The sequence below is a fragment of the Candidatus Accumulibacter vicinus genome, from assembly GCF_000584955.1.
In the GTDB taxonomy this organism is placed as follows: domain Bacteria; phylum Pseudomonadota; class Gammaproteobacteria; order Burkholderiales; family Rhodocyclaceae; genus Accumulibacter; species Accumulibacter vicinus.
Map to the genome: position 1 here is coordinate 17,803 of NZ_JDSS02000043.1, position 11,006 is coordinate 28,808.

At 56.1% G+C, this 11,006-nt stretch carries 13 protein-coding genes; 11 read left to right on the plus strand and 2 right to left on the minus strand.

The genetic code is table 11. The features are described 5' to 3' along the window. From CAPSK01_RS18375 to CAPSK01_RS18420, 11 genes are all read left to right on the plus strand, one after another. On the plus strand, window positions 1-719 hold a 719-nt coding region (locus tag CAPSK01_RS18375), incomplete at its 5' end, for an MFS transporter (protein ID WP_273704041.1). 75 nt (window positions 720-794) lie between these two features. Then, window positions 795-2,477 carry a bifunctional protein-serine/threonine kinase/phosphatase gene (locus CAPSK01_RS18380; RefSeq protein ID WP_034930159.1) on the plus strand — a complete coding sequence of 561 codons (1,683 nt, stop codon included), beginning with the start codon at window positions 795-797 and terminating at the stop codon, window positions 2,475-2,477. A gap of 245 nt (window positions 2,478-2,722) precedes the next feature. Continuing rightward, window positions 2,723-4,285: a DUF4384 domain-containing protein gene (locus tag CAPSK01_RS18385; RefSeq protein WP_273704042.1), complete on the plus strand. Its 1,563-nt coding sequence runs from the start codon at window positions 2,723-2,725 to the stop codon at window positions 4,283-4,285. A 14-nt stretch (window positions 4,286-4,299) separates the two neighbouring features. Beyond that, complete coding sequence (locus CAPSK01_RS23930) at window positions 4,300-4,884, plus strand: hypothetical protein (protein WP_273704043.1); 585 nt, start codon at window positions 4,300-4,302, stop codon at window positions 4,882-4,884. A 69-nt stretch (window positions 4,885-4,953) separates the two neighbouring features. Next, window positions 4,954-5,265 carry a hypothetical protein gene (locus tag CAPSK01_RS18390; RefSeq protein WP_034930162.1) on the plus strand — a complete coding sequence of 104 codons (312 nt, stop codon included), beginning with the start codon at window positions 4,954-4,956 and terminating at the stop codon, window positions 5,263-5,265. Window positions 5,266-5,703: 438 nt separating this feature from the next. Beyond that, window positions 5,704-6,594 (plus strand): hypothetical protein, encoded by an 891-nt coding sequence (locus tag CAPSK01_RS18395; RefSeq protein WP_273704044.1) that lies wholly within the window; start codon window positions 5,704-5,706, stop codon window positions 6,592-6,594. A 14-nt stretch (window positions 6,595-6,608) separates the two neighbouring features. Continuing rightward, window positions 6,609-6,920: a hypothetical protein gene (locus CAPSK01_RS18400; RefSeq protein ID WP_034930167.1), complete on the plus strand. Its 312-nt coding sequence runs from the start codon at window positions 6,609-6,611 to the stop codon at window positions 6,918-6,920. Continuing rightward, a complete protein-coding gene (locus CAPSK01_RS18405) occupies window positions 6,907-7,221 on the plus strand; it encodes a hypothetical protein (protein WP_273704045.1) in 315 nt (104 codons plus the stop codon). Before CAPSK01_RS18400 ends, CAPSK01_RS18405 begins: the two co-directional genes overlap by 14 nt. Window positions 7,222-7,228: 7 nt before the next feature. Next, complete coding sequence (locus tag CAPSK01_RS23935) at window positions 7,229-7,834, plus strand: OmpA family protein (RefSeq protein WP_273704046.1); 606 nt, start codon at window positions 7,229-7,231, stop codon at window positions 7,832-7,834. Then, window positions 7,831-8,187, plus strand: a complete 357-nt coding sequence (locus CAPSK01_RS18415; RefSeq protein WP_273704047.1) for a hypothetical protein — start codon at window positions 7,831-7,833, stop codon at window positions 8,185-8,187. Before CAPSK01_RS23935 ends, CAPSK01_RS18415 begins: the two co-directional genes overlap by 4 nt. A gap of 58 nt (window positions 8,188-8,245) precedes the next feature. After that, entirely contained in the window at window positions 8,246-8,587 is a 342-nt protein-coding gene (locus tag CAPSK01_RS18420) for a hypothetical protein (RefSeq protein WP_034930173.1), read from the plus strand. Window positions 8,588-8,695: 108 nt separating this feature from the next. Here CAPSK01_RS18420 and CAPSK01_RS18425 read toward each other — a convergent pair whose 3' ends face one another. Then, complete coding sequence (locus CAPSK01_RS18425; protein ID WP_273704048.1) at window positions 8,696-10,678, minus strand: hypothetical protein; 1,983 nt, start codon at window positions 10,676-10,678, stop codon at window positions 8,696-8,698. A 141-nt stretch (window positions 10,679-10,819) separates the two neighbouring features. Further along, window positions 10,820-11,006: hypothetical protein (locus CAPSK01_RS23940; RefSeq protein ID WP_273704049.1), on the minus strand; the 187-nt coding region annotated here is incomplete at its 5' end.

Here is an 11,006-nt window from a genome sequence, read left to right on the forward strand (position 1 = left end):
CCCCCTTCTCTCGCACTGGGAGCGAGTTAACAGAGGATTCTAGGTTCATCTTCTATCTGGTCGTCGCCAAGGACGCGCCCGAGTGCCCGGCGCCGAAATCGCTGGCCGAATACCTGAAAGTGCTCAAGGACACCGACGCCTGGTGGTTCATGTTCTTCTACTCGGTAACCTTCGGGGGTTTCGTCGGCCTCGCCTCGTCGCTGACCATCTACTTCAATATCCAGTACGGGCTCGACGCCAAGACTGCCGGCTTCTTCACGGCCGCCTGCGTATTTGCCGGATCACTGGTGCGACCGATTGGCGGCAACGTCGCTGACCGCATCGGCGGCATCAAGAGCCTGTCGGTGATGTACGTGCTGGCAGCGGCCTTCCTCGGCATCGTCAGTATTGGCCTGCCAACGGCTTGGATGGCGCTGCTCGCTTTCGTCGGCGCGATGCTGGCGCTCGGCATGGGCAACGGCGCCGTCTTCCAGTTGGTGCCGCAGCGCTTTCGCAAGGAAATTGGCGTCATGACCGGTCTGGTCGGCATGGCCGGGGGGATCGGTGGCTTCTACCTGGCATCGTCGCTCGGTTACGCCAAGCAGATCACCGGCAGCTATCAGATCGGCTTCCTGATCTTTGCCGCATTGGCGCTATTGGCTTTCGCCGGCCTCTCGGGGGTCAAGAACCGCTGGCGGACGACTTGGGGTGCCGCGCACCTGACAGCAGCCAAAATCTGAACGGGTGATTTTCTTCGCACGGGCGGCACGGTACATTGCGACCTGCCGCCCTTCCCTTTCCGGAGCCCAGCCCGCATGCCGCTGACCGTCGACATCGGTCATTCCTCGCTGACCGGTCCTCGCGAACGTAACGAGGACTTCTGCGGCATGGTCACCCCACACGGCGCAGATCTTGAGAACAAGGGCCTGATCGCCGCCGTTGCCGACGGTATCGGCGGCCACAAGGGCGGGCGCGAGGCCGCCGAGTACACCGTGCGTAGCCTGCTCTCCGACTATTACGCGACACCCGAAACCTGGAGCGTGCCGCATGCGCTGGAAAAGGTCGTCGTCCCGCTCAACCGTTGGGTCATAGCCGAAGCCAGCCGGCAACCCGAACTCGCTGGCATGGCAACGACACTCACCACGCTGGTGCTGCGCGGCCGGCGTTACGTGTGCGCACATGTCGGCGACTCGCGCCTCTACCTGCTGCGCGATGGCGTCTGCCGGCGCTTGACAACCGACCACGTTTGGGAGCACCCGGAACTCAGGAACGTTCTGTCAAGGGCAGTTGGCCTCGACCGCCACTTCCATCTCGATTTCGCTGACGGCGAACTGCAGGAGGGAGACTGCTTCTTGCTTTGCTCCGATGGCGTCTGGGGCGTACTCGACAAGCAGCGCATCGGCAGCGTACTGATCGCACATCCCGACGCGCAGCAGGCTGCTGCATCGCTAACCAGCCTGGCGTTGGCGTCGGGCAGCCAGGACAATGCCAGTGCCGTGGTCTTGCGCGTCGTCGAACTGCCTGCAGAAAACCTGCGTGACTCGCTCGAAGGCACGTCGCGCCTGCCCTTGCCGCCTCGCTTCAAGCCTGGCCAGACCTTCGACGGCCTGCACATCGACAAAGTGCTGCACGACTCGCGAGCAACGCTGCTTTACCGTGTCACCGACCAGTTCTCCGGCCAATTACTGGTGCTCAAGACGCTGCGCCCGGAACTCGCCGACGACACCGACGAAATTCGCGCATTGATCATGGAGGAATGGCGTGCCCGACGTATCGTCTCACCCTTCTTCCCGCAACTGCTCCCGGCCGAACGACGCAGTTGCCTCTACTACCTGCAGACCTGGCACGAGGGTGCGACGCTGCAGCAGATGCTCGATGCCGACATGCATTTCACCGTTGCGGATGCCATCCTGCACGGCATCCGTCTGATGAAAGGCCTCTCGGCACTACACCGCCTTGACGTCGCCCACCGTGACATCAAGCCAGCAAACATTCACCTTGGGCGTGACGGCCGCCTGCGCATTCTCGATCTCGGCGTTGCGCTCAGTTTGTCCGAAGACGAAATCGACAGCGGCAACCCCGGCACACCGAGCTACATGGCGCCAGAACTTTTTTCGGGCGAAAGAGCAAGCACCACGCATGACCTCTATGCTGCCGGTGTCATGCTCTACCATCTGCTGACCCGCAAATATCCCTACGGCGAGATCGAGCCCTTCCAGCATCCGAAATTTGGCGAACCCTTGGCGCCGACGCGCTACCGTCCGGACATCCCGGGTTGGCTGGAAAACATCCTGCTCAAGGCGGTTGCGAAAGACCCGGCGCAGCGCTTCGAAACCGCTGAAGAATTCCTGCTGGCGCTCGAACGTGGCGCTACCCGACCGCTCAACCGCCCTCCAGTGACTCCGCTGGCTCTACGCAACCCGCTGCTCACCTGGCGGATCATTGCCAGCGTCTCGCTGTTGGTCAATCTGCTGATGCTGATGCTGCTGACACGCTGAATACTCCTGCCATGCGCCACGGTGACTGGCGACAGCAGTCGGTCGATTCCCCCTTCGAGCAGCGGAGACGGCAAGTTCTCGAAGACTGTTTGCCGAGTGCAGAAGGCCCGTCTGGGTCGTTCTGGTACGAACAAATCGTGAAATATTTCCTTGTTAGGCAGGTATCTCTTGGTGGTAGAGTATGTTATTGGACGCAATTTTTGTCGATTGCGCTGAACGATCAATTTCATCAAGAAGGTTTAACTATGTCGAAACTGATCCCCGGTTTAACGATGCTTCCACTGGCACTGCTCTGCAACTTTGCTTCGGCGCAGGACGTGCTTGGCAAGTCGCAAGACCCGGCGGCAACCGTTTCCAATGCTGCCGCCCCGAAGACCCCGGCCATCAAGACGGTGACCAATTTCTCCCAGGCCTTGCGATGCATGGATGAGCTGTTCCTCGCCTACGGCAAGAACGGCATCGTCGTGACCTCGACCGGCATTCCGGATGAAACCGGCAAGGTACGCACAGGCACCAAGGAAATGCTGATTACCGCCATCGCCAAAATGACGGTCAAGAGCAACGCTTTTGAGTTTATAGACTTCCATGGCGGCGGTGACGATCTGGCACGACTTTTCGACACCAAGGGTCAGTCCATGATGAAAATTCCGGATTACTACATCCGGGGCTCGATCACCCAGATGGATGACAACACCATTCGCAAGAACAGCGGTTTCGGTTTGGCGGCCGCTTTCTTCGACTTTGGTTTCTCTTCCGATGCCTCCTATGACCTGATCAGCATGGACATGAGTATCGGCGATGCGGCCACGCGCAAGATTCTTCCGCAAACCAGCACTTCCAACACGATGGTCATCATCAAGACCGGCAAGTCCGGTGAAGCGGGAGGCAAATTGGGCAAGGTTGGCCTCTCTTTCAATCTCGACTTCAGCCGCTCGGAAGGCCTGGGTGCGACGACGCGGACCCTGCTTGAACTCGGCCTGATCGAGACGCTGGGTCAATTCACCCAGGTGCCTTACTGGCGTTGCCTGGATGCGGACATCACCAATCCGGTGATTCGTGAGCAGGCACTGGAAAACTACGAAACGCTGAAAGAAAGCGAAAGGATCACTTTTGTTCAGCGCAAGCTGGGTGGCAGCATGAACCGCTACACTGGCCCGATCGACGGCAAGATGAATGACACGCTGAAGGATGCCATCCTTGAATATCAGGCACAAAACAATCTGGTAGCGGATGGGCGAATCAGCTTCGATCTCTACGCCAGTCTGCTCGATGACATTCAGAACAATCTGGCTTATGTGCCCAGCACGCCACCGGCCAAAACAGCGGCTGCCCGGCCGATTCCTGCGCCTGCGCCGGCAGCGCTTTCCCCGCAGCAGGCTGTGCCCGCCGCGGCATTCCGGGTGAATCTCGAAAGCGACAAAGGTTCTAAGCCCAGCTACAAGGTCGGTGAGTTCCTGAACATGTCACTATCCTTGACGGGTGATGGCACCGTGTATTGCTACTACGAAGATATCAATCGTTCCGTGGCACGGATTTTCCCCAACCAGTTCTTTGGCAATCCGACCTTGCGCTCTGGCAGCACCGTCAGGCTTCCCAGTGGCGGCTTCAGGATTCGTTTCGATCAGGCTGGCAAGGAGCGGGTTGCCTGTATCGGTGCAGACCGCGAACTGGTTGTCCCAGCCACTCTGAAAGGCGCCCGGGATTTGGCTCCCTTGCCTGTTCGCTCGCTTGATGAAGTGGTGAGCCAGTACCGTCAAGGCAACCCGACTGCCATGAGCAGTTACATCGACATCACGGTTACCCGGTAATCGACGAAACCGCCATGCCCTCTCTGGTCAACCGGCTTCTCCTGAACAGCGCACTGATGATCTCGATCCTATCGCCCATGGCAATGGCAACAGACGGTCAGCCTGGACAGAACGTGTTATTGGTGGAGTTGATCATTGGGCCAGAAAAGGCCCCTTCAAAATCAACCTCGCAATCGCAGCGTGAGAAGGCGGGGCGCTATCAAGGCGAAGCACCGGCAAACCCGGAAGACGACGAGGTCGGGATTCTTGCTCCTCGCAGCGGCGCACCAACCGAAGAGAAAGCATTCGAAAACCGTAGCAAGGCCAGGGCATATCAACCAGGTAGTGACAATTCTTCACCCCCCTCATCCTTTTCTGGGACTGCTGGTTCCGATGGCGGTCAACCGCGCCATATTGAGCAACGCAATCGTGCACGTGCCTATACAGGGACGGGGAACGCTCAGGACATCGATTTGAGCCACGTCGGTCGGGACGGTATTCCACTGGTGACGTGCCATGATGTCGACAATGTTTCCGGGAGAATTGGGGACGACACCATGTCAGGTAGCATCGTGCATATCTTTCGCAATGGGCAGCAAGTCAAAGTTCGTTGTCGATGAACTTCCATGTCAACCGAACACTCACCTACTGCGTTATGCGATTAATAGATGTGGGATATGGAGAAATTAATGAAATGGTGGGCGGTTCTTTCTCTTGCCATTCTCGGTATGGTGATGGTTGCACAGGCGCAAGTATCTGTTGATGTATCCGGGCTCGGCGTGAAAGTTCAGACAGGAAAGGGTGGTTCGGTTGCCAGCAACACGGCGGGCACCATTGACCCGGATGTACAGATGGACGGTGTTGCCGTGATCAACGGTGAGGTGTTTGTGGATGGGGAAAAAGTCCCAAAGGGAAAATCACCCTATACCTCCAGGAAATCAGGCAAGACCTATGTAATCAAGTGGGGAAAAGATGGCAATGTCGCAATTCATGAAAAATAGCCTCATCGGCATTTTTACCATGAGCTTGCTGGTATCTTCAGCGCATGCGGTAATTATCGTTGATTATAATGCCGTGAAGCCACCTCCTCCCCCCGGAGGGTTGACGTCACGCTACGTTCCCTTGGTACAGACAGAGCCGGGTTACCTCATGCAGAGAAGCAACGCATGGCGTGTTTACAACCAGGACCGTCCACGGACAGGTGCTTTGCTGGTTTATCCGTGGGTATCGGGATCAATCGGTGCGCCGACCTCCTTGCGACAGGTTGAGGTTCGTAACAATATATCACGTGCCCAGGCGTATCGCCTCAGCCCCCGGGAATAGTTTCTCCGACAAACCGATAGTGACATGCATTGGAACTGCGCTACGAAAATAATGCCGAAATCTTTTGGTACTGCGGCGCGGGACAGGCTTTCGAACAATCCGAATGGGATAGATAAGTGAAATCTGGATTTGACACCACTGCCGGATGCATCAGGAAACTGGTCGGCACCAGTATGCTCATGGCCATGTTGCAATCGGCCTGGGCGCTGGATGCCGTACAGGGTGACTTTACGCAGGTTCTCGAGACTCGCAGTGGAGAGCTGACAGTCTGGCAGATGGCCGACAATCCCGACATTTACATATTCGATTTTCCAGGTTTGACCTATCAGGGCCGCAGTTTCAACCGCATTACCCAATTTACCGAACAACAGACCACGGAGGCTTATCCCAAAGTACTCGGCAATCAGGAACTGGCTCGCTACGTTGAAGCCGCACGCCGCACACAGGCCGACTTTGCTTTTGGTCATGATGTGCTGGTCTCTGAACTGGTGCAGTTCTTCAATTATTCATTGCGTGACAAGATCGAACTGAATCCTGAAGAAATTGCGATTCGCGAGTTCCTGATTGAACAGGGGCTAGTGCGTTTCTGGCGGGGTTTCTACCAAGCCATGAAACCGGGCGTTGTTGTGCTTGCGATACCGCAGACTCAGGACCGGAAAGTTGGTGAACCGATGGTTTCACCAGGCGCGCGCTATGCCATTCTATTGCACGAACTTGCCCACGGCGAGTATTATACAAACCCGCATTACGCCAAGTACTGTCAGCGTTTCTGGTACGAAACCTTGACTGAATATCAGAGGGAACTTTTCAAGCGGTTTCTCACGAACTTCAATTATGCGGTCAATAACGAGGAACTCCTGATCAACGAAATGCAGGCATATCTGATGTTCACGCCGGATCCCAAATCATTCAGTGCCCGCAAGCTGGGTGTTTCAGATGCGGAATTGCAATCGATGCGAGAAACATTTCGTCGCGGGAGTCCGCCCATCCGATTACCCATGCGCTAACCAGGAGGCATGAAATGAAAATGCTGGACCTGACCATACTTGCTTTGACAAGCCTGACAATTTTCGCCGGTTCGTCTTTCGCACAGACCAATCAGCGCACGAAAGTTCAGGGCAACACCGAAATCAATGCGACCACAAAAAACATGACTGCCGTGGCTTCTGGGGACAACAACGTTGCGAAGAATCGGGTTGGTGTGATTCAGGGTGACCAGAAATCCAGCACCAAAGTGAATGTCGCTGCCGGCAACGTTACGACGGTTGCCATTGGGCGAAACAGAAAAGCTTGTACCAATATTGGAGGAGTTGTCAGTGATGATTGCAAATAAGCTACTGATGAATCTTGCCATCGCCTCTTCGATGACTTTCAGCACGCTCAATGCTTATGCCGTTCAGGGTCTGGACGCGCATGGAAACCAGAAGGTCAATAGTGCGATGGCTAAACGCTGGTCCGAACAGGCCAAAGGCCAGAAGACGCCGACTGATGAGAAGCAGGTCGTCAACGTCGGCAGCAAGAAGCAAGGCACCTGTAATGTCAATGTCGGAACGACACAACCCAACGATAATCGGGGCGGGCGCAAAAACGACATTGTTGTAACAACAAAAGAAGTCATCAACGTTTGCAAGTGAGATCGCAATGAATAACATTTCCAGGGTATTGATCGGCTTGATGTTGCTCTCCGGCATGGGTCTAGCCCAGGCTGCCTCGGATGAAGAGAAACTCAGGGAACTCGAGCGCGCGATGAGCATGCCCTCCGAAACCGGCATGCCACAGCAGAAGCGTACCCGCGCAATTGTTTTTGACAATCAACAGCAATCCACCTCTCCAGCGGCCGAACCCGCGGCTCAAGTTGCTTCGACAGCAGGCTCCCGTGATTGCGGCTCGCTGCCGCCTGATGTGCGCACGGTGGGAGTGGATTTCGCCATCCAGTTCAATGCGGGTAGTGCAACGGTTTCTTCTGCTTCTGAAGGCACCTTGAACCAGATCGCCAAAGTCCTGGCGTTGTCGCCGGATCGCTGTGTCATTGTCGAAGGACACACCGATGTGGCTGGTAATTTTGACAAAAACATGGCGCTGTCTCGCGACCGCGCCAATGCGGTGGTGAATTTCATCTCCACCCGAAACGGAATCGATCGGAAGCGCTTTGTGCCAGTCGGCAAGGGCTCGACCGAAACGATGCCGAACCTCGACGCGCGCGATCCGAAAAATCGTCGCGTCGTATTCAAGGTAGTAACTGGTTGATTCTTTCGCAGTACTTTTTAATGAACAAGGAGACTCACATGCGTCTGATTTCTATGATGATTGCTGCTGCCATCGTTGCTTCCCCGGCTTTCGCTCAACAAACCCAGCGTTCCAGCAACCCCCAGGGCGTGCAGATCCAGGGCAATACCGACATCAAGGCTAAAAACGAGAACGTGACGGCGGTCGCTGTCGGCGAAGGCAATGAAGCCAAGAATACGACCGGCGCCATCAAGGGTGGAACCCAGATTCAGGGTAACACCAAGATCCAGGCCTCGCAGAAGAATGCGACGGCCGTTGCAGTGGGCAAGAACAATACCGCTGCCAACGAAGCAGGCGTCATCGGCGGCAAGTAATCTGCCGACCCACCCCATCAGTTCATAGTTCAATTATTCCATCATGGAGGAAACAAATATGCGCACTCAATTCGCTATCATCGCCCTGGCTTCTGCTGTCATCTCTACCGCTGCTTTCGGCCAGGCCTCCCAGACTGGCCCGAAGGGCAGCATGTCCTCACCGAATGCTCAAGGCGTTCAGATTCAGGGCAATACCGACATCAAGGCTAAAAACGAGAACGTAACAGCGGTTGCTGTCGGCGAGGGCAACACCGCCAAGAACACGACCGGCGCCATCAAGGGTGGAACCCAAATTCAGGGCAACACCAAAATCCAGGCATCGCAAAAGAACGCGACCGCCGTTGCAGTGGGCAAAAACAACACCGCTGCCAATGAAGCTGGCGTTATCGGCGGCAAGTAATCAACTGGCGCCCGGTCTTTACGGCCAATCAGTTAGCAAGAATGGCTGGACGGGATATCACCGTCCAGCCATTTTTTTGTCGTGGGAAACTTGCCTCGGGTTGCTGTCTTATGGCCTTGCCCCAATGTCAGGCTTGGGTGCAAAGGTCATTTTTCCCTGGGCCGTCCGTTGGTCATTGCTGAAGATTCCTTCCCAGAAATCGCCATCAGGGAAAGTCAGTTTTCCCGGTCCTTCCTTGACGCCTTTTTTCCAGGAGCCTTCGTAGCGGTAACCATCCTTTGTCGTGTAACTGCCTTGGCCGTGGAATTCGCCCTCCAGCATCTCGCCTTCGTACACGTCCCCGTTGTCGAAAATCGTTTTTCCCTTGCCGTTCTGTTTGTTGGACTCCCAATTGCCTTCGTAACGGAAACTTCCAGGCGCGATGAAAACACCATAGCCTTGCTTGACACCGTTCACAAGCTGCCCTTCAAAGCGGTGTCCGTTCTGCCACTCGATGACCCCCTTGCCACTGGGTAGCCCACTGGGTTGGGCAAAGCGAAAGTCGCCGATATAGGTCGTATCGCCGACCTGCACACGCCTGCCCAGGTCGGCGGTTGGCGGCATGGCCGGTGCAGTATGCGCCACAGGTGCAACGGGTGCAGCGGCAGCCATGTAAGATCGACTGGAGTCAGGTGCAGGAAGAACAAGGTGGCCAGGGGAAATCGTTTTGTCGGGCAGCAAGCCAGATGCGATGTCCTTGGCATGGCCCGGTTGTCCGACATAGACCGCGTTCCCGGTGATGCGGATCGGCACAATCGTAAAGCGACCGGAGACATCTGCTTCCGTGCGGTAGATGCCAGCCGGAGTCTGGAATTCGATGACTTGCCGGCCCTGCGGGAGCATCGCACGAGCGATGGAAATTCGTTCTGGCAGGGTCCGCCAGTTGCGGTCGTCGGCCTGTTCGGTACTTACAGATACGACATTGGCGACCAGCCCGGCGACCCAGTGCGCCTTGTTGGCCTGTTCCTGGACGACCGATTTGAGTCCCGCGCGGATAACCGTGCGCAAGATGATTCCTGGCATTTGATCCTTCAGCAGACGCCGTGCCAGGGTGTCGATATTGGTCAGCGTCTCGACCGGATATCGACCTCCGGCAACGTCCAGCGAGGCAGGCACTGGCACCTGTTCTGAAACCTTGAGCAGCGGGAAGGAGAGTGGGGTGATGACCATTCCTCCCTTGCGCATGATGGGGATCGAAATATTCAACGAGTCGATGCGCGGTGCAAATCCGGTCTCCAAAACGAATAGCACGTCGGTCTCGCCCGGGCCAGGCACGCGTTTGCCAATCTCATTGAGGGCAGTCTGGATCATGATTTTGCCAGGCGCCAGTTGTAGCGCGTTACGGTAACCTGGCTCAGCGAGCGAGGGTTCGTCGGTGACCTCAAAGAAATAGCCGGCCAGATAGTGTGCAAAGGCATTCTGGAAACCGTTCTTCAGCTCGCGAACTTCCGGAGTGTCGAGTTCCTGCATCGGATAGCCTTCAAGATTGCTGACCTGACCGGCATCCTGTTTGTTCGACTCAGCCTTGAGCGCGTCGTACTCCTTTTCACGGAAAGCCTCGATCAGTTTTTCACGTTCATAGGTCTTCTTCATTTCGATGCGGGCATGGTCGAAATTGCCGAGCATGATGTGGTTCATGGTCAGGCGCGTCGAGAGCAGCACCTTTTCGTAGTCCTGCCCATCATAACGACGGGTCTTGTCGCTGATCAGAAAACTGCCAATGTCGCCAAATATCTTCGATGGATTGCTACGAAATTCGTTTTCCCACGCCTGAATGATCTCGTCGCCCTTCATCCAGGTTTCCCGACTACTGGTGAAGTTGCTGCCGAGACTCAGCAGTTCCCCTTTTTCGAAAAAGTAGAGAATGTCTTTATCATCTCCCTCGTTGACGTTTTCGATCTTTGCCACAGCCTGCTTGAGTTCGCCAGTTTTCACTAGTGTGACGGTTTCGTTAAGCACATCGGCGTATTGACGAAACATGCCCGCGACGCCAGTTGAAGGTAGTCCAAGTATCAGCAACAGCAATGCACAGGTATAGGAAACCGGCTTCACGGTCATCTCCCCGATGGTGTTTTTAGTTATGTCTCTGAGATCCCGGTGACTACCCTAGAGGGCGCTCCTGGAAATAAGCCAATTGCCAATCCGGTGAGGATCAGGTTCAAATGCCTCGGATTGCAGGAAGGCCCATTGCTTTCAGGCGACGAGCAGCCGCCTGATCTCCGCCAGTCCGGCCGAAAGCATCGCCAAATCCTGTGGCTCATTGCCCTTCAATTCATTGAGTACCGCACTGGCTTCTGTGGTGGCCGGCAGGCTGCCACCGAGAACCTGTCGCAGGAGGTGCTGCCGCAGACTGGCCAGCTCGCCGCCGAGCTGCGCGCGG

Bases quoted from the DNA above. Each gene is read 5' to 3' on its own strand.
- CAPSK01_RS18390 (WP_034930162.1), top strand. From the start codon at position 4,954: ATGAAATGGTGGGCGGTTCTTTCTCTTGCCATTCTCGGTATGGTGATG.
- CAPSK01_RS18420 (WP_034930173.1), top strand. From the start codon at position 8,246: ATGCGCACTCAATTCGCTATCATCGCCCTGGCTTCTGCTGTCATCTCT.
- CAPSK01_RS18400 (WP_034930167.1), top strand. From the start codon at position 6,609: ATGAAAATGCTGGACCTGACCATACTTGCTTTGACAAGCCTGACAATT.
- CAPSK01_RS18385 (WP_273704042.1), top strand. From the start codon at position 2,723: ATGTCGAAACTGATCCCCGGTTTAACGATGCTTCCACTGGCACTGCTC.
- CAPSK01_RS23935 (WP_273704046.1), top strand. From the start codon at position 7,229: ATGAATAACATTTCCAGGGTATTGATCGGCTTGATGTTGCTCTCCGGC.
- CAPSK01_RS18380 (WP_034930159.1), top strand. From the start codon at position 795: ATGCCGCTGACCGTCGACATCGGTCATTCCTCGCTGACCGGTCCTCGC.
- CAPSK01_RS23930 (WP_273704043.1), top strand. From the start codon at position 4,300: ATGCCCTCTCTGGTCAACCGGCTTCTCCTGAACAGCGCACTGATGATC.
- CAPSK01_RS18405 (WP_273704045.1), top strand. From the start codon at position 6,907: ATGATTGCAAATAAGCTACTGATGAATCTTGCCATCGCCTCTTCGATG.